The sequence below is a fragment of the Pseudomonas sp. BN102 genome (assembly GCF_029871245.1).
In the GTDB taxonomy this organism is placed as follows: domain Bacteria; phylum Pseudomonadota; class Gammaproteobacteria; order Pseudomonadales; family Pseudomonadaceae; genus Metapseudomonas.
The window spans coordinates 18,665-36,038 of record NZ_SSON01000017.1; the positions used below are offsets into that span (position 1 = coordinate 18,665).

Annotated in this window: 16 protein-coding genes; 8 read left to right on the forward strand and 8 right to left on the reverse strand. The window is 65.3% G+C overall.

The window, feature by feature from the left end:
• Positions 1-14 precede the first annotated feature (14 nt).
• From E8F12_RS01355 to E8F12_RS01380, 6 genes are all read left to right on the forward strand, one after another.
• Entirely contained in the window at positions 15-929 is a 915-nt protein-coding gene (locus E8F12_RS01355) for a LysR family transcriptional regulator (RefSeq protein ID WP_280323490.1), read from the forward strand.
• A gap of 224 nt (positions 930-1,153) precedes the next feature.
• A complete protein-coding gene (aceK, locus tag E8F12_RS01360; RefSeq protein ID WP_280323491.1) occupies positions 1,154-2,890 on the forward strand; it encodes a bifunctional isocitrate dehydrogenase kinase/phosphatase in 1,737 nt (578 codons plus the stop codon).
• Positions 2,891-2,903: 13 nt separating this feature from the next.
• Complete coding sequence (locus E8F12_RS01365) at positions 2,904-3,923, forward strand: AraC family transcriptional regulator (RefSeq protein WP_280323493.1); 1,020 nt, start codon at positions 2,904-2,906, stop codon at positions 3,921-3,923.
• 311 nt (positions 3,924-4,234) lie between these two features.
• Positions 4,235-5,125: a hypothetical protein gene (locus tag E8F12_RS01370; RefSeq protein ID WP_280323494.1), complete on the forward strand. Its 891-nt coding sequence runs from the start codon at positions 4,235-4,237 to the stop codon at positions 5,123-5,125.
• Positions 5,126-5,426: 301 nt separating this feature from the next.
• On the forward strand, positions 5,427-6,467 hold the full coding sequence (locus E8F12_RS01375; RefSeq protein ID WP_280323495.1) for a histone deacetylase family protein: 1,041 nt from the start codon (positions 5,427-5,429) through the stop codon (positions 6,465-6,467).
• Entirely contained in the window at positions 6,464-7,549 is a 1,086-nt protein-coding gene (locus E8F12_RS01380) for an extracellular solute-binding protein (RefSeq protein WP_280323496.1), read from the forward strand. The genes E8F12_RS01375 and E8F12_RS01380 overlap by 4 nt, the downstream gene beginning before the upstream one ends.
• 59 nt (positions 7,550-7,608) lie before the next feature.
• Here the strand turns inward: E8F12_RS01380 and E8F12_RS01385 are convergent, their stop codons facing one another.
• A complete protein-coding gene (locus tag E8F12_RS01385) occupies positions 7,609-8,802 on the reverse strand; it encodes an MFS transporter (protein ID WP_280323497.1) in 1,194 nt (397 codons plus the stop codon).
• 108 nt (positions 8,803-8,910) lie between these two features.
• Here E8F12_RS01385 and E8F12_RS01390 point away from each other — a divergent pair, with 108 nt between their 5' ends.
• Both E8F12_RS01390 and E8F12_RS01395 read left to right on the forward strand, forming a co-directional pair.
• On the forward strand, positions 8,911-9,816 hold the full coding sequence (locus E8F12_RS01390; protein ID WP_280323498.1) for a LysR family transcriptional regulator: 906 nt from the start codon (positions 8,911-8,913) through the stop codon (positions 9,814-9,816).
• 206 nt (positions 9,817-10,022) lie between these two features.
• On the forward strand, positions 10,023-10,160 hold the full coding sequence (locus tag E8F12_RS01395; RefSeq protein ID WP_280288051.1) for a PA1414 family protein: 138 nt from the start codon (positions 10,023-10,025) through the stop codon (positions 10,158-10,160).
• Between the two features lie 5 nt (positions 10,161-10,165).
• Here E8F12_RS01395 and E8F12_RS01400 read toward each other — a convergent pair whose 3' ends face one another.
• The 7 genes from E8F12_RS01400 to E8F12_RS01430 form a co-directional block, all read right to left on the reverse strand.
• Positions 10,166-10,891, reverse strand: coding sequence for an MBL fold metallo-hydrolase (locus E8F12_RS01400; protein WP_280323500.1), 726 nt, complete (start codon positions 10,889-10,891; stop codon positions 10,166-10,168).
• Positions 10,892-11,135: 244 nt separating this feature from the next.
• Complete coding sequence (locus E8F12_RS01405; RefSeq protein ID WP_280323501.1) at positions 11,136-12,515, reverse strand: sodium:solute symporter; 1,380 nt, start codon at positions 12,513-12,515, stop codon at positions 11,136-11,138.
• 111 nt (positions 12,516-12,626) lie between these two features.
• Complete coding sequence (locus E8F12_RS01410) at positions 12,627-13,349, reverse strand: class II aldolase/adducin family protein (RefSeq protein ID WP_280323502.1); 723 nt, start codon at positions 13,347-13,349, stop codon at positions 12,627-12,629.
• Entirely contained in the window at positions 13,349-14,080 is a 732-nt protein-coding gene (locus E8F12_RS01415) for an amino acid ABC transporter ATP-binding protein (RefSeq protein WP_280288055.1), read from the reverse strand. The genes E8F12_RS01410 and E8F12_RS01415 overlap by 1 nt, the downstream gene beginning before the upstream one ends.
• A gap of 10 nt (positions 14,081-14,090) precedes the next feature.
• Positions 14,091-14,834, reverse strand: coding sequence for an amino acid ABC transporter permease (locus E8F12_RS01420; RefSeq protein WP_280288056.1), 744 nt, complete (start codon positions 14,832-14,834; stop codon positions 14,091-14,093).
• Between the two features lie 101 nt (positions 14,835-14,935).
• Entirely contained in the window at positions 14,936-15,760 is an 825-nt protein-coding gene (locus E8F12_RS01425; protein ID WP_280323503.1) for a transporter substrate-binding domain-containing protein, read from the reverse strand.
• A gap of 73 nt (positions 15,761-15,833) precedes the next feature.
• On the reverse strand, positions 15,834-17,354 hold the full coding sequence (locus E8F12_RS01430; RefSeq protein ID WP_280323504.1) for a cytosine permease: 1,521 nt from the start codon (positions 17,352-17,354) through the stop codon (positions 15,834-15,836).
• Between the last annotated feature and the right edge of the window lie 20 nt (positions 17,355-17,374).

Sequence of the window (17,374 nt, forward strand, 5' to 3'; positions counted from 1 at the left end):
ACCGGAACAGATTCATGGACAAGCTCAGCGCGCTCACCATGTTCGTCGCCACAGCCGAGCACGGCAGCTTCAGCCGTGCCGCCGAACAACAAGGCAAGACGCCCTCGGCCCTGACCAAGGCCGTGGGACACCTGGAAGCCGAGCTGGGCGTGCGCCTGTTCGAACGCACCACCCGGCGCATGGCCCTGACCGAGGCCGGGCACATCTACCTGGAAGGGGCGCGTCAGGCCTTGATGCAGTTGCAACTGGCGGGGGAGGAGGTGGAACAGTTGCAGCACGAGCTGCGCGGCAATCTGCGGCTCACCGCGCCGCCGTCCTTCGGCCCGGCCTTCCTCCAGGACGTCTGTTGCCGTTACATGCGCGAGCATCCCCAGGTACGGCTGGAAGTGGACCTGAACGACGCCTTCGTCGACCTGATCGATGGCGGCTACGACCTTGCCCTGCGCGACGGCCCCACCGACCTGCCGGGGCTGATCGCCCGGCCGCTGACCGAGAACCGCATCTACCTCTGTGGCAGCCCGGCCTATCTGGAACGCAAGGGCATCGAAGTGTCGCTGGAGACCTACCAGCAGCATGACTGGCTGATGTTCCAGCATCCGTTGCTCAACCGGCATTTCTGGTGGCTGCGCCTGGGCGAGGAGCGCATCCGCGTGGCGCAGCCCGTACCGCGAATGGCCAGCGACAACTACGACTTCCTGCTCGCCTGCCTGCTGCGCGGCCATGGCCTGCAGGTGCTCCCGCGCTGGAGTGCCGAGCCCTACCTGGCCAGCGGCCAACTGGTGCGGGTGATGCCCGAGTACCTGCTGGAACCCGATGCCTTCGGCCCCTGGGTCCATGTCCTCTACCTCGCCCATCGCCGCCGCACCCGCAAGGTGCGAGTGTTCATCGAGATGCTGGAGGGCTACATGCGCGAGAAGGGGATTGCCTGAGGACAGCAGCCTGCGGGGCTGCTTTTCTGTGGGGGCGAATTCATTCGCTGAGGGCTGCGCAGCAGCCCCAGAAGGACTCCACTGGCAGGTCTGCGACCTGCATAGCGAATGAATTCGCCCCCACAAAATGCTTTGCCCCAGCCAAAGTACCCGGCCGGCGCTTTTTTTCACCGCGCCCTCTGGCTAAGCTCGCCTTTCCCGTGACCGCAGCCGAGAACAATTCCATGGCGCAGCAATGGCCGGCCGAAGGCATCGCCCGACTGATCCTCGAAGGCTTCGACGATTACCGTGAGCATTTCCGCCAGATCACCGACGGCGCCCGCGCCCGTTTCGAGCAGGCGCACTGGCAGGAAACCCAGCAGGCCGCGGCCGAGCGGATCGCCCTCTACGAGGTGAAGGTCAGCGAGGTGAACTCGCGGCTGCGCGGGGCCTTCGAGCCCGAGGTGCTGCTGGACGTGCAGCTCTGGCCATTGGTGAAGAGTGCCTACATCGACCTGATCGACCTGCGCTTCGACGATGAGCTGTCCGAGACCTGGTACAACTCGATCTTCTGCAGCCTTTTCAGCCACGACCTGATCAGCGACGGCTGCATGTTCATCCACACCACTCGGCCCTCGTTGCGCGCCCACGAGCGCGCGCCGCAGACTCGCAGCTACCGTCCCGAGTCGCGGCTGCACGCAGTACTGTCGGCCATTCTCGACGACTACCGCTTCGACGTGCCCTACGACGACCGCGCCGGCGACCTCGGGCGTCTCGAGGTCCAGCTGCGCGAAAACCTGCCGGACTGGGTGTGCAAGGACCCGGAGCTGTGCATCGAACTCTTCGCCGCGCCGCTGTTCCGCAACAAGGGCGCCTACCTGGTGGGGCGCATCTACACCCGCGACGAACAATGGCCGCTGGTGATCCCGTTGTTGCACCGCGAAGGCCGCGGCATCCAGGTCGACGCGCTGATCACCGACGAAGCGGAAGTGTCGATCATCTTCTCCTTCACCCGCTCCTATTTCATGGTGGACGTGGCCGTGCCCGCCGAGTTCGTCGGCTTCCTCAAGCGCATCCTGCCGGGCAAGCACATCGCCGAGCTGTACACCTCCATCGGCTTCTACAAGCACGGCAAGTCGGAGTTCTACCGCGCGCTGATCAACCACCTGGCCAACACCGACGACCGCTTCATCATGGCGCCCGGCGTGCGCGGCATGGTGATGAGCGTGTTCACCCTGCCGGGCTTCAACACCGTGTTCAAGGTGATCAAGGACCGCTTCGCCCACGCCAAGACGGTGGACCGCAACACCGTGATCGAGAAGTACCGCCTGGTGAAGAACGTCGACCGGGTGGGGCGCATGGCCGATACCCAGGAGTTCGCCGACTTCCGCTTCCCGAAATCCAAGTTCGAGCCGGAGTGCCTGGCCGAGTTGCTGGAAGTGGCGTCGTCCACGGTTGTCCTGGAAGGTGACGTGGTGCTGATCCGCCACTGCTGGACCGAGCGCCGCATGACCCCGCTGAACATCTACCTGGAAAGCGCCAGCGACGCCCAGGTGCATGAGGCCCTCTACGACTACGGCCTGGCCATCAAGCAGCTGGCGGCGGCCAACATCTTCCCCGGCGACATGCTGCTGAAGAACTTCGGCGTCACCCGCCACGGCCGCGTGGTGTTCTACGACTACGACGAGATCAGCTACCTCACCGAGGTGAACTTCCGCGTCATTCCGCCGCCGCGCTATCCGGAGGACGAGATGTCCGCCGAGCCCTGGTACTCGGTGGCCCCCAACGATGTGTTCCCCGAGGAGTTCCCGCGCTTCCTGTTCGCCGATATCGACCAGCGTCGGCTGTTCAACAAGCTGCATGGCGACCTCTATGACGCCGCGTACTGGAAGACCCTGCAGGACGCCATCCGCTCCGGCAAGGTGATCGACGTCTTCCCCTACCGGCGCCAGGAACGGGAACTGACGGAGGCCATCCAGTAGGGCTGGAGCCGCTATGGTCGGACATGTCTTCACCCGCGCCACCTGGCTGAACTCGTTGCATATGTCGGCGTTGACCGTGGCATTGCTGCAGGAGGATGGGATCTGCGCCTGCGACGTGCTGGCCGGCAGCGGCATCAGCGAGCAGGACCTTGGCGAGCTGCAACGCCTGGTCAACCCCGATCAGGAGCAGCAGGTCTACGCCAACGCCGTACGCCTGGCGCCGCGGCCTGCCCTGGGGCTGACCCTGGGCCTGCGCACGCGCATCTCCGCCTATGGCCTGCTGGGCTACGCCATGCTCTCGGCGCCCACCTTCGGCGAGGCCCTGCGCATCGGCCTCAGCTACCCGGTGCTGTTGGGCACCTACTTTCGCCTGGCCCTGGAGCAGGAAGGCGAAACCGCCTGGCTGACCGCCGCCGGCTACAGCGAAGACGAAGCGCTGCGGCCGTTCAATACCGAGGTCTGCCTGGGCTCGCTCAAGGTCACCTTCGCCGACCTGCTGGGCCAGCCCCTGCCGCTGCGTGCGGTTCAACTCGACTACCCCGCAGGTAGCGGCATGGCGCGACCCTACGCGCGCGGCTTCGGCTGCCCGGTGGAGTTTGCCGCAAGCCGCAGTGCCATCGGCTTCGATGCTGCCTGGCTGACCCGCCGCCTGCCGCTGGCCGACCCGGTGACCCACAAGGAAATGCTCGAGCAATGCCGGCGGCAGAACGTCGAATTCGCCGCCCGCCGCGCCTGGCTCGAACGGGTGCGCGGCCTGATCGAAGCCCGTCTGCAGGACCCGCCGGGGCTGGAGGAACTGGCGCGGCAGATGAACTGCTCCTCCCGCAGCCTGCGCCGCCACCTGGCCCAGCAGCAGACCAGCTACCAGCAACTGCTGGACGAACTGCGTTTCACCCGCGCCAAGGAAATGCTCCAGCAGGGCGATATCCCCATCTACCGCATCGCCGAGGAACTCGGCTTCAGCGAAACCGCCAGCCTGCGCCATGCCTTCCAGCGTTGGAGCGGGCAGCCGCCGAGTCATTTCCGGGGGTGACCCGGCGGTCATTTGTTGTGTCATACAGCGGTAACAATTTCGATCCAGCCGCATCGACGGCGGTGGGCGGCACGAAACTGGACAAGACGCGGGTGGTTTCCCCGCACGGGCATTGGTCTGCCCCTTGCATTCCAAGGCCATCGTGACGCGGCCGGATTCGTCTTCCATCCATCGGGTATGCACGAACGTACCGAGACCCCGGCTCGACTGAGCCGTGGACGAATACGGTGCGGCGATGACGCGATCGTGGTGCCTTGCTGTGCAGGTACTGTGCGGGCCCTTAATTTCCTAAACCTGGCAATGAGGCAGTTATGAAGAAGTTTGCCTTGGGATTCCTGGTCGCCCTGTCGTCCGGGTGCGAGTTGCAACCGGCGGTATTCACTTCGGAAGACGCGGTCTCCGATCGTGGCGAATTGTTCTGCCTCGACCAGGGTGTCAACGAGTTCGACATGGTGGTGCGCGATGGCGACTATCTGCTGTTCTCCCACGAGTTCGACACGGCGAACACCATAGTGCGCCGCTCTCCGACAGTCGAAGGCCTGGCGAACGCCAAGCCGGTGCCGGTCATTCCCGGGCGCTTTCCTACGGTGATCGAGGTCGACGGTCGCTGGCATGCCTGGGCCTATGACGCACAGGTCGGCAAGACCGACCACTATGTCGCGGACAAGTGGGACGGCCCCTATGTGCGAAAGGACGATGTCGGACTCAGGGCGGCCGACTGGCATGTCCGCCGCAATCCTGACGATGGCTTCTACTACGCAACCTACAAATCGATCGACAACCTCTACGCCGGTATTGCACGGGCGCCGGACCCCGCCGGTCCGTGGCAGGACTTCGGTGGGATATTCGACCACCTGCCCCGCGCCGGCTGGCACGACTTCGAAGAGGCTGATCCGGCGATCTTCTTCTACAAGGGGCGGGCGTTCGTCCTGTTCGCTGGGTGGAACTCCCGCTCCGGCAGACCGGATGGCGGGCTTCAGCGAATCGGCGTGGTCGAGCTCGACATGCAGCGGCTCAGGGCGAAGGACCAGGCCGTGGTCCTTCTGGAGCCCAGGCAGGCCTGGCAGCGGCGCGGGGGCAGCACCAAGGTGTTCAATCCCGTGTTCATGGAAACGCCGCAGGGCCCGAGGATCTTCTATTCCCACAACCCCTCCGCCAGGGACATCTGCGCAGGGTTCGGCGTGGCTGACGTCGTGAAGTAGCACCATCGTCGGGATGACTTGTCCCGAGAGGCTCCTGAAGGTTCGTAGCCTGGATGGAATCCGCGGACGCGGCTCAATCCCGCTCCCGGATTGCATCCGGGCTACCAACTGATTAGCGAATGAGTTCGCTTACAGGCAGTAGGGGATAGCACCTTTCTATCCACCCCGCAGCTGCGTGTTTTTTCGGCCAGCAATATTGGCCATATCGATCCCCTATTGGCCACCGCCACCACTGCGCAACCAACCCCTGTCCCGCGCAGAATCCCTTCATCAATAACAAGACCCAGATGAGGTGCCCTCCATGCTGACCGTCTATAGCGACGATCACCGTCTCCACTTCGGCCAGTCGGAATTGGTCGATGGCAAGCTCCAGCCCTGTTTCGAAATGCCCAGCCGCGCGGACACCGTGCTGGCGCGGGTTCGCCAGCAGAACCTGGGTGACGTGATCGAACCCCGCGACTTCGGCCTGGCGCCGATCCTGCGCGTGCACGACGCCGCCTATGTGGAGTTCCTCAAGGGCGCCTGGGACCGCTGGGCTGCCGAAGGCCACAGCTGCGACCTGCTGCCGACCACCTTCCCGGCGCGCCGCTTGCGCCGCGACGGGCCCATCCCCACCGCGTTGCACGGCCAGCTCGGCCATTATTGCTTCGATACCGAGGCGCCCATCACCGCCGGTACCTGGCAGGCCGTGTACAGCTCCGCACAGGTGGCGCTGAGCGCACAGGACCATATGCGCCAGGGCGCCAATACCGCCTTCGCCCTTTGCCGTCCGCCGGGACACCACGCCGGCAGCGATTTCATGGGCGGCTACTGCTTCTTCAACAACGCCGCCATCGTCACCCAGGCCTTCCTCGACCAGGGCGCCAGGCGGGTGGCCATCCTGGATGTGGACTACCACCACGGCAACGGCACCCAGGAGCTGTTCTACGATCGCAGCGATGTGCTCTTCGCCTCCATCCACGGCGACCCGCTGGTGGAGTACCCCTACTACCTGGGCCACGCCGACGAGCGCGGCGAAGGCGCGGGCGCCGGCTTCAACCACAACTACCCGCTGCCCCACGGCACCGGCTGGGACGGCTGGTCCGCAGCGCTGGACGACGCCTGCCGCAAGATCGCGGCCTATGCGCCGGACGCCCTGGTGATCTCCCTCGGCGTGGACACCTACAAGGACGACCCCATTTCCAAGTTCAAGCTGGACTCGCCAGACTACCTGAGCATGGGCCAGCGCATCGCCGCACTCGGCCTGCCCACCCTGTTCATCATGGAAGGCGGCTACGCAGTGGAAGCCATTGGCGTGAACGCGGTGAACGTGCTCCAGGGTTACGAGGGAGCGGCCAGATGAAGACTCTCATCCTGCTCGCGGGTGCCCTGCTGGGCGCCTCGCTGAATGCCGCCGCCGAGCCCGTGGTGCGCATCTACAACTGGTTCGACTACATCGCCCCGGACACCCTGAAGAACTTCCAGGCCGACAGCGGGATCAAGCCCCAGTACGACGTCTACGACAGCAACGAGGTGCTGGAGGCCAAGCTGCTCTCCGGCAACTCCGGCTACGACCTGGTGGTGCCCAGCGACGGCTTCCTGCCCAACTACATGAAAGCCGGGGTCTTCCAGCCGCTGGACAAGAGCAAGCTGTCGAACTGGAAGAACCTCAACCCGGCGCTGCTCAAGGTCCTGGCCGCCAAGGACCCGGGCAACCAGTACGTGATGCCCTACATGTGGGGCACCAACGGCATCGCCTACAACGTCGACAAGGTGAAGGCGGTGCTGGGCGAGAGCGCGCCGGTGGACTCCTGGGAATTGATCTTCAACCCGGACAACCTGGCCAAGCTCAAGGAGTGCGGCGTGGCCTTCCTTGACGCGCCCACCGAGGTGATTCCGGAGGTGCTGCACTACCTGGGCCTGCCGCCCAATAGCCACAACCCGGAGGACTACAGGAAGGCCGAGGAGCACCTGGCGAAACTGCGGCCGAACATCACCTACTTCAGCTCATCGAAGTTCGTCACCGATCTGGCCAATGGCGACGTCTGCGTGGCACTCGCCTGGTCCGGCGGCGCCATGCAGGCGGCGGCGCGCGCGCGGGAGGCGGGCAATGGGGTGAAGGTGGAGTACCGCATTCCGAAGGAAGGCACCGCGGCCTGGTTCGATGTGATGGCCATTCCGAAGGACGCGAAGAACGTCGAGCAGGCCCACGCCTTCCTCAACTACCTGCTGCGCCCGGAAGTGGTGGCGCCCATCTCAGACCACGTGGCCTACGCCAACCCCAACCAGGCGGCGGACCAGCTGATCTCGGCGGAGCTGCGCGACAACCCCAACGTCTATCCGCCGGCCGAGGTACAGGCCAAGCTGTTCTCGGTGGAGATGCTGCCGCCGAAGATGGAGCGCTTGCGGACCCGTACCTGGACCAAGATCAAGACCGGGACTTGATTCCAGGGCATCCCTTGTAGGGGCGAATTCATTCGCCAAGGGCAGCGCAGCTGCCCCCATCAGTTTCTGCCGGGCAGGCCTTCGGCCTGCTTGGCGAATGAATTCGCCCCTACAGGTTGTCTCGCCCTGGCGCCCATCATCATTCCACCCGCCAGCAACAATCCCGCCCCCGCCACATAGAGTGCCGGCTGCAGGCCACCGCTGAAGTGGCTGCTCACTGCCGCCAGCAACGGCCCCAGCAGTTGCCCCAGCGCGAAGGCGGCGGTCAGCAACCCGACATTGCGCTGATATCCGTGCGGGTCCAGTTCGCGGGCGTACTGCATCACCAGCTGCATGCCGGCCAGGAAGGGCCCGCCGGTCAGCGCGACGCCGAGCGCGAGACCGGGCATGCCCGGCAGGGTGCAGGCCAGGGTGCCCAGGGCCTGCAGCCAGAGCGCCGCCACCAACCAGCGGCGGGTACCGCCAGGGCGCTGCCGGCGCAGGCTGACCAGCGCCACGCCAATCGCCGCCGCCAAGCCGAAGGCGGGCCAGAACAGGTCCGCCTGCCACTGCCCGTGGAAGCGCGCGGCGGCCATCTGCGAGAGGAAGGTGGCGGGAATGATGTAGCCCAGGCCCACCAGGCCGTAGGCGCCGAGCAGCGCGTAGAGGGCCTTCGGTCGGGCATGGGCCACGGTCTCCGCCTGCGGAGCGGCGTCGGGCGGGGAGGGCAGCAGCGGCTGGGTGACCAGGGCCAGTGCCAGCGCTGCGCCGGCGAAGGCCAGCCAGATGATGGCGGAGCCTTGTCCATGCAGGTTCAGGCCCAGCGCCAGGAAACCGGTCAGCATCACGCCGAACGCGGGGCCGGCGAACACCAGGCTGCCCAGGCGCGGTCTGCCGGCTTCGACGGCGATGCGTTGGCTGAGTCCGGTAATCACGATCAGCACCCAGGCGCTGGCCACGCCCAGGCCGAAGCGCAGCAGGGCGTGGGGCCAGAGGCCTTCCGCCGGCACCGAGGCCAGGGTCAGCAGCACGCAGGCCCAGAGGCCGACCACCAGGCGCAGCCGGGCCTGGCGCGGCGCGCGGGCCTGGAGGGCATCCAGGGCGCCCACCAGATAGCCCAGGTAGTTGGCCGCCGCCACCAGTCCGGCGCCGGTCAGGCTCACCTGGCCTTCGGCGATCAGGTGCGGCAGCTGCGGGGTGAGGGCGAAGCGGCCGACACCCATGGCGACCATCAGGGCGAGGAAGCAGGCAAGCAGGCGGATCAGCGTGGGCATGGCGGTTCTCCGAAGCTGGTCATCGGATTTCCATGCTAGGGGCTGGATGTATTCACTAAAAACGAATAAAAAAGAAATACTTCTTCATTAAATATGAATGGTATCGCCATGGAACTCAGCCAGCTCCGTATCTTCCAGGCCGTGGCAGAAGAGGGCTCCATCACCCGTGCGGCAAGCCGCCTGCACCGGGTGCCGTCGAACCTCTCCACGCGCCTGCGCCAGTTGGAAGACGCCCTGGGCGTCGAACTGTTCCTGCGCGAGCGCCAGCGCCTGCAGCTTTCGCCGGCGGGCAAGGTACTGCTGGGCTACGCCGAGCGCATGTTCGCCCTGCAGGCAGAGGCCGAGGCAGCGCTGCGTGGCGGCGAGCCGGCGGGGGATTTCGTCATCGGCTCGATGTTCAGCACTGCCGCCATCCACCTGCCGCCCATGCTGGTGAGCTACCACCGCAGCTGGCCTGCGGTGAACCTGCAGGTGCAGACCGCGCCCAGCGGCGAACTGCTGGAAGGCCTGCTCGGCGGCCGCCTGGACGCGGCCCTGGTGGATGGTCCGCTTGAGTTCGCCGAGCTGGACGGCCTGCCGATGTTCGAGGAGGAAATGGTGCTGATCACCGAGGCCGCCCACGGGCCAGTACAGTCGGCCCAGGACGTGGCCGGGCTGGAGGTCTACGCCTTCCGCCAGAGCTGTTCCTACCGCCGCCGTCTGGAGGCTTGGTTCGTCGCATCGCGGGTGCCCATGGCGCCGCCCATGGAGATCGAGTCCTACCACAGCATGCTGGCCTGCGTGATCGCCGGCGGCGGCATCGCCCTGGTGCCGCGCTCGATGCTGGAAAGCCTGCCGGGCCGTGACGAGGTGCGGGTGCACCAGTTGGCGGCGCCGTTCAACCGCACCACCACCTGGCTGATGTGGCGCAAGGGCATGCTCGGCGCCAACCTGCGGGCCTGGATCGATTTGCAGCAGGGGCGCCTGCAAGCGGCGAGCGGCCCGACCCAACGCGCAGCTGCATCGAATTCGTAAGCTGGGTCTCCGCCCTACCGACCCACCGAAAGCTGGAGCACGCGCGTAGGAGTTTTCCCGGATACCGTTCGGCGGCTTGACCCAGATCAGCAGGGAATTTTCGTCGGGGCGTATTTTTGATCTTGCCCGGAGCAACTAAGCTCCTGACTAGGGTGGCCCAAGAAGCACGGGCCACCCGCCCAACGTCCCAGGAAAGGGGGTCAAGCATGAAGAAGCGGCTAGAAGCGTGGATGTGGCAGCTGGGTGTCGCGCTGGGCCTGATCGAGGCACCGCGCCTGCAACCCATTCCAGTCCGTAGTGAAGAGCAGCGCCGTCTCGTCGAGCAGCGCCGCCAGAGGCAGTAACCGGTTTATCCGTGAGCCCTGAGCCAGTTGTCCGCCAATTCGCGCAGGCGCTCACCGGAGAAGCTCTGGAAATGGCCACCGTGCACGGTGCGCACCGGAAGGTCGCGCAACCGTGCGAGGCTTTTCGCGTAATCGTCCAGGTTCGAATGGTAGGCATTATCGATCAGCGGACCGTCGTAGATGATGTCACCGCTGAAGAGGGTGCCCGTCTTCGCTTCCCACAGGCTGATGCCACCCGGTGAATGGCCGGGGGTATGCAGCACCTCCAGCACCCGATCACCCAGATCCAGCACATCCCCTTCATCGATCAGCCGCGTCGCCGGCGCCGCCTTCACGCGGTACTCGGCGTAGCACAGCGGGCAGTCCGGATGCGCCTCGAACATCTCGTCGCCGACGTAATCCGCCGCCAGGGTATTGGCCCCGGTGGGGGCGGCCAGTATGTCCGCTTCCGCCGGGTGCACCAGACGTTCGGGGAACTCGTGGTGGCCGGCGATATGGTCGAAGTGGGTGTGGCTGGCCACCGCCAGCAGCGGCCGCTGTGTAAGCCAGGGCAGCTGTTCGCGCAGGCTGACGACGCCAGAGCCTGAGTCGATCAGCAGGTCGCGGTCGCGGCCCTGCACGTGCCAGAGGTTGCAACGGTAGAAGGGCCGCACGAAGGGTTCGCTGATCAGGCTGATGCCGTCGTAGCAGTGCTCGACTTCGAACCATTGGTCGCGGCTGACGATTTTCATGGGGTGCTCCGTGCAATGTATTGGCGCTGATAGCCAGCAGGATGGCACCTGTGGGGGCGAATTCATTCGCTAAGCAGACCGAAGGTTTGCCCAGGGGCCTGGCAGGGGGCGACTGCGTTGCCCTTAGCGAATGAATTCGCCCCACGAAGGGCAGGGCCTGCGTGGCGGAACAAAAAAAAAGCCCCGGTCGGCAGGGCCGCACCGGGGCGTCAAGGCCGCCTCCGGGGAGAGGCGGCAGTGCATGTCAGGCCAGTTCGCCGGCCGCTTCCGGGCGGCGGGACAGCAGGCTGACCACCACGAAACTCACCAGGCCAACGGCCAGGCTGTAATAGATCGGGGTGTTGGCTTCGAGGCCGTCGGTGAACATGAACACCAGGGCGGTGATGCAGCCCAGGCTCATGCTGGCGATGGCACCGGCGGTGGTGGCGCGCTTCCAGTAGATGGCGCCCAGCAGCGGGATCAGCATGCCGCCCACCAGCAGGTTGTAGGCCAGGGTCAGGGCGCCGAGGACGTCGTTGACGATCAGGGCGATGACCAGCACGGCGATGCCGGTGAGCAGGGTGAACAGGCGGCTCATGCCCAGGGTGGATTCCTTGCCGCCGCGCAGCTTGGGCAGCAGGTCCTCGGAGATGGTGGTGGAGGCGGCGAGCAGGCCGGCGCTGGCGGTGGACATCATCGCGGCCAGGGCGGCGGCGATCACCAGGCCGCGGATGCCGTCCGGCAGGGAGGCCTGGACGATGGCGGCGAAGGCGTTGTTGACGTTGTCCAGGTCAGGCAGCAGCACCTTGGCGCACATGCCGATCAGGGCACCCACCAGACCGTAGATCACGCAGTAGACACCAGCGACGGTGCCGGCGTACTTGGCCACGCCCTCGCTGCGCGCGGTGAACACGCGCTGCCAGATGTCCTGGCCGATCAGGATGCCGAAGAAGTAGATCAGGAAGTAGGTGATGATCGTGTCGTAGCCGATGGTGGTGAAGTTGAAGGCGGTTTCCGGCAGCTTGGCCACCAGCTCGTCCCAGCCGCCCACGCGATACAGGCAGATCGGCAGGAGCAGGAACATCAGGCCCACGGTCTTGATGATGAACTGGACGATGTCGGTCAGGGTCAGGGACCACATGCCGCCGATGGTGGAGTAGACCACTACCACGCCGCCGCCGAGCAGGACGGACACCCAGAAGGGCAGGCCGAACAGCACTTCCATCACGGTGCCGATGGCCAAAGTGGAGACCACACCGATCATCAGCGCGTAGGCGAACATGATCACCGCGCTGGCCTGGCGCGCCATGGGGTTGTAGCGGCGCTCGAGGATCTGCGTGACGGTGAAGATGCGCAGCTTCAGCAGCGGCTTGGCGAGGAACAGGTTGAGCACGATGATGCCCGCGCCCAGCGCGGCGCAGAGCCAGAAGCCGGAAATGCCGTGAACGTAGCCCAGGCGCACGGTGCCGACGGTGGAGGCGCCGCCGAGTACGGTGGCGGCCATGGTGCCCATGTAGAAGGCCGGGCCCAGGTTGCGCCCGGCCACCAGGAACTCCTCATGGGATTTGGCGCGGCGCATGCCGTACCAGCCGAGCAGCAGCATGCCGGCGGCATAGATCAGTACTACGAAAATATCCAAAGCCATTTCAGATCTCACTTTCTATTGTTGTTGCCGCGGTTCGTTAGGCCGTGGCAGGTATCGCAAAGCGCGCAACGCTTCACACTGCGCCAATGTTTTCAAGCAATCCGGCTTGTCCTAGTCCTTGTATTCGGGGCACTCGCGTTCGAGCTTGCGCAGCCAGGCTTCCCAGACCAGCTGGTGCTGCCATTCGCAGGCCTGGAACTGTTCGCAGGCGTGCACGCTGAGCTCGTTCGGCATCTCGCGGATGCCGCGCAAGGTCGAGGCGGCGAGTTGGATCTCGCACGCTTTGTTCAGGTAGTACATGACGTAGAAGGCATCGGCGACGCTGGCGCCGACGCTGAGCAGGCCGTGGTGGCGCAGGATCAGGGCAATGTTGTCGCCCAGGGATGCCACCAGGCGATCGCGCTCGCCCAGGTCCAGGGCGATGCCTTCGTAGGTGTGGTAGCCCACGCGCTGGTGGAACTCGGCGCTGATCTGGTTGAGCTGGGCCAGGCCGTTGTCCGCCGCGGCCACCGCCATGCCCGCCAGGGTGTGGGTGTGGACCACGCAGTGGGCGTCGGCACGGGCCATGTGCACCGCGCTGTGGATGGTGAAGCCGGCGACGTTGTAGTCGGCGTTGCCTTCCACCACACGACCGTGCATGTCGACCACTATCAGGTCGCTGGCGCGGATCTCCTCGAACATCAGCCCGAAGGGGTTGATCAAAAAGCGCGGCTCGACGCCCGGCAGGCGCACCGAGAAGTGCGTGTAGAGGGTGTCGTCCCAGCCGAACAGGGCGGCCAGCCGGTAGGCGGCCGCCAGGTCCCGGCGCAGGATGGCTTCGTTTTGTGCGTTCATCAGTGACGGATCTGCGACAGGAAAGCGCGGGTACGCGGGTGTTGGGGATTGTCGAAGAACTCGGCCGGGCTGGCGGTCTCGACGATCTGCCCGGCGTCCATGAACACCACGCGGTCGGCCACTTTGCGGGCAAAGCCCATCTCGTGGGTCACGCAGAGCATGGTCATGCCGTCCAGGGCCAGTTCGGTCATCACCTCCAGCACTTCGCCGACCATTTCCGGGTCCAGCGCCGAGGTGGGCTCATCGAAGAGCATCACCTTGGGGTTCATGCACAGGGCGCGGGCGATGGCCACGCGCTGCTGCTGGCCGCCGGAGAGCTGGCCGGGCTTCTTGTGCGCCTGGGAACCGATGTGCACCCGGTTGAGGTAGCGCAGGGCCAGTTCCTCGGCATCCTTGCGCGACATGCCACGGACCTTCATCGGCGCCAGGGTGCAGTTGTCCAGCACCGTCATGTGCGGGAACAGGTTGAAGTTCTGGAACACCATGCCCACTTCGCGGCGCACGTGGTCGCTGCCGGACTTGGTGGAGATGTCCTGGTCTTCCACGGTGATGGTGCCGCTGTCGTGCGGATTGAGGCGGTTGATGCAGCGGATCAGGGTCGACTTGCCGGAGCCCGACGGGCCGCAGATGACGATCTTCTCGCCCTGGCGCACGGAAAGGTTGATGCCCTGCAGCACCTGAAAATCGTCGTAGTGCTTGCCGACGTTCTGCAGACGGATGATTTCGTTCATTTCGGGCTCCTCAGATACGGCGCATGCGGGCCAGGGTGCGCTGCACCAGGCCGACGGATTTGCTGCTGGCGCTACCGTGGGCATCCCACGACAGGCGCCGTTCGAGGCCGCTCTGCAGCCAGGTCAGGGTGTAGACCATGGCGAGGTAGTAGACGAGGGCTACGGCGTAGTACTCGGAGAACTGGAAGGTGGTGGAGACCGTCTGCGAGGTCACCGCCATCAGCTCCTGCAGGGAGATGACCGAGGCCAGCGAGGTGATCTTCAGCAGGGTGATGAATTCGTTGGCGGTAGGCGGCACGGCGATGCGCGCGGCCTGGGGCAGGATGACGTAGCGGAAGGTATGCCAGCGCGACAGGCCCAGGGCATGGCCGGCGGCGTACTGGCCCTTGTCCACGGCCTGCAGGGCGGCGCGGTTGATCTCCACCTGGTAGGCGGCCTCGTTGATGGAGAGGGCGATCCAGGCCGCGATGAAGGGGGTGAACCACTCTTCACGGAAAGCCGGGAAGAACTGCGGCAGGGCGTTCCAGACGAACAGCAGCTGCAGCAGGGTGGGGGCGCCGCGGAAGACGCTGAGCACGGCGCGCAGGGTGGTGCGCCAGACGGCTGGCGGGCCGTCCAGGGCCAGGGCGCAGGGAATGGAAATCAGGATACCCACCGAGTGGGACACCAGCGCCAGCACCAAGGTGATGCAGGCGCCGCGGAAGAAGTGCCAGGACGTCAGGGCGTCCCAGAAGACAGTCACATCGAAGTTCATGTACGTGTCCTGCGTGAATGGAAGCGAGCATTTGGCTCCCTCTCCCGTTTACGGGAGAGGGAGTTGGTTACCCCTCTCCCACACGTGGGAGAGGGGGCCCCTTATTGCGCGGCGGTTTCCAGGTTGGCTGGATCGAGCTTCCATTTCTCGGCGATGGCCTTCAGGGTTCCATCGGCCTTCAGTGCAGACACGGCGTCCTGGACGGCCTGCTGGTCTTCCGGGTTCGGCCGCATGTAGGCGCCGAAGATGTCCTTCTCGGGGAAGGCATAAAGGGTCTTGAACTGACCGGGAGTCTGCAGTTCGCGGTAGGCCAGTTCGGTGTCCTGGGACAGGCCGGCGGCGGCGCGGCCGACCAGTACCTGTTGGGCCACGTCGCTGCCCTTGGGGTAGGTCTGCAGCACGGCCGGGGTCTTGCCGGCGGCCTTCAGGTCCGCGTTGAGCTTTTCCATGATGGTCACGTAGCGGGTGCCGGACTGCACCGCCACCACCTTGCCGGAGAGATCGTCCAGGCTGTTCAGCTTGAGGTCGCTCTTGCCGCTGCCGAAGACGATGGTGGCGCTGGCGAGATAGGCCACGGCGTTCAGCTTCTGGGTGCGTTCGGGGGTGATCAGGGTACCGCTGATGACCGCATCGCAGCGCTTGGATTCCAGGCCCGGCAGCAGGCCGGTGAACTCGGTGACGATGAAGCGCGGCTTCACGCCCCAGTGCTTGGCCAGTGCGCGGATCAGGTCGGTGTCGAAACCGCTGGGCTCGCGATCACCGGTCTTCTCGAAGAACTCCAGCGGCGGGAAAGTCGGGTCGGAGCAGACCTGGAAACTTCCCGAACTCACGAACGAAGGCTTGCCGTCGGCGGCCATCGCGCCACCACCGAGGGTAGCGGCGCACAGGCCGGCAAGGGTAAGCAGTTTCAGCGAACGTTTGGTCATCGTTAACTCCTTCAAGGCGTTTTGCATTGGTTGTTGTTGTAGGCAGTCGCAATAAAGTGGAGCTATTTCGTTGTTACGCAGCTTCAGGGGAACCCTGAGCGGACGCTTGGGAAGTCTTGACCGAGGGAACCCAGCGCGGGCCTTTGGGACCGTAGACGGCGGCCGGTTCCGGGAAGATCGCCAGCAGTACCAGGTACAGCAGGGCGGCCGTGCCCAGAGTGACCGGCAGGCTGATATCGATGCCACCGGCCAGCTCGCCAAGCGGGCCGACGAACTGGCCCGGGAGGTTCACAAAGCATAGGCCCACCAGCGCACTCGGGACCCAGGCGCCCATGCCGCGCCAGTTCCAGCCATTGGTGAACCAGTAGCGGCCGCCGGTTTGGCCACGGGTGAAGACCTGCAGGTCGTCCGGGCAGTAGAAGCCGCGGCGGATGATCAGGCCGAGGATCATGATCACCATCCAGGGGCTGGTGCAGGTGATGATCAGCACAGCGAAGGTGGACACGCTCTGCACCAGGTTGAAGGCGAAGCGGCCGATGAAGATGAAGCCGATGGACAGCACGCCGATCATCACGGTGGCCTGCACGCGGTTCAGCAGGCGCGGGAAGACCGAAGACATATCCAGGCCGGTGCCGTAGAGCGAGGTGGTGCCAGTGGACATGCCGCCGATCACCGCAATCAGGCACACGGGCAGGAAGTACCAGGCCGGGGATACGGCCAGCAGGCCGCCGACGTAGTTGTTCTGGGCGATGTAGTCCGGTGCCTGCACGGCGACTATGGTCGCGGTGGCCAGGCCGAACAGAAAGGGAATCAGGGTGGCGAACTGCGCTCCGATCACCGCCAGCATGATGCGCTGCTTGGAGGTGTCGCGCGGGATGTAGCGCGACCAGTCACCGAGGAAGGCACCGAAGGAAACCGGGTTGCTCATGGCCAGCAGGGCGGCGCCGATGAAAGCAGCCCAGAAACCTTCCTGGCCGAGGTTCACGGAACCGGCGTAGGCGGCATCGAAGGGCCCGGCGAAGGCGAAGATGCCCAGCAGGAATAGAACGCTGGCGGCCCGGACGGCAATCTTGTTCACCAGCAGCATGAAGCGGAAGCCATAGATGCAGACCACCAGCACCAGCACGGCGAACAGGCCATAGGCCAGGCCCAGGGTCAGGTCGGTTTCCGGCAGCTCGAGCAGGCGCTTGGCGCCGCCCACCAGGGCGTCACCGGAGCTCCAGACCGACAGTGAGAAGAACGCGATGGCGGTGAGCAGGGAGAGGAAGGAACCAACGATACGACCATGCACGCCGAAGTGGGCGCCGGAGGACACCGCGTTGTTGGTGCCGTTCAGCGCGCCGAACACGCCCATCGGGGCGAGGATCAGCGAACCCACCAGCACGCCCAGCAGAATGGCCCAGACACCAGCCTCGAAGGACAGGCCGAAAAGCACCGGGAAGCTGCCGAGCACAGCGGTGGCAAAGGTGTTGGCGCCGCCGAAGATCAGGCGGAACAGGTCCAGCGGGCCGGCATCCCGTTCGTTATCGGGAATCTGCTCGACACCGTGGGTTTCTATTCGGGTTACTGCGTGATCGTTGTTGTTGTTATTCATGTGTTCTCTCCCGGGGAGCC

Coding starts and splice junctions, on each gene's coding strand:
- E8F12_RS01425 (WP_280323503.1), bottom strand. CDS start 15,760: ATGACCAAACGTTCGCTGAAACTGCTTACCCTTGCCGGCCTGTGCGCC.
- E8F12_RS01370 (WP_280323494.1), top strand. CDS start 4,235: ATGAAGAAGTTTGCCTTGGGATTCCTGGTCGCCCTGTCGTCCGGGTGC.
- E8F12_RS01405 (WP_280323501.1), bottom strand. CDS start 12,515: ATGGCTTTGGATATTTTCGTAGTACTGATCTATGCCGCCGGCATGCTG.
- E8F12_RS01355 (WP_280323490.1), top strand. CDS start 15: ATGGACAAGCTCAGCGCGCTCACCATGTTCGTCGCCACAGCCGAGCAC.
- E8F12_RS01395 (WP_280288051.1), top strand. CDS start 10,023: ATGAAGAAGCGGCTAGAAGCGTGGATGTGGCAGCTGGGTGTCGCGCTG.
- E8F12_RS01390 (WP_280323498.1), top strand. CDS start 8,911: ATGGAACTCAGCCAGCTCCGTATCTTCCAGGCCGTGGCAGAAGAGGGC.
- E8F12_RS01410 (WP_280323502.1), bottom strand. CDS start 13,349: ATGAACGCACAAAACGAAGCCATCCTGCGCCGGGACCTGGCGGCCGCC.
- aceK (WP_280323491.1), top strand. CDS start 1,154: ATGGCGCAGCAATGGCCGGCCGAAGGCATCGCCCGACTGATCCTCGAA.
- E8F12_RS01415 (WP_280288055.1), bottom strand. CDS start 14,080: ATGAACGAAATCATCCGTCTGCAGAACGTCGGCAAGCACTACGACGAT.
- E8F12_RS01420 (WP_280288056.1), bottom strand. CDS start 14,834: ATGAACTTCGATGTGACTGTCTTCTGGGACGCCCTGACGTCCTGGCAC.
- E8F12_RS01430 (WP_280323504.1), bottom strand. CDS start 17,354: ATGAATAACAACAACAACGATCACGCAGTAACCCGAATAGAAACCCAC.
- E8F12_RS01380 (WP_280323496.1), top strand. CDS start 6,464: ATGAAGACTCTCATCCTGCTCGCGGGTGCCCTGCTGGGCGCCTCGCTG.
- E8F12_RS01400 (WP_280323500.1), bottom strand. CDS start 10,891: ATGAAAATCGTCAGCCGCGACCAATGGTTCGAAGTCGAGCACTGCTAC.
- E8F12_RS01365 (WP_280323493.1), top strand. CDS start 2,904: ATGGTCGGACATGTCTTCACCCGCGCCACCTGGCTGAACTCGTTGCAT.
- E8F12_RS01385 (WP_280323497.1), bottom strand. CDS start 8,802: ATGCCCACGCTGATCCGCCTGCTTGCCTGCTTCCTCGCCCTGATGGTC.
- E8F12_RS01375 (WP_280323495.1), top strand. CDS start 5,427: ATGCTGACCGTCTATAGCGACGATCACCGTCTCCACTTCGGCCAGTCG.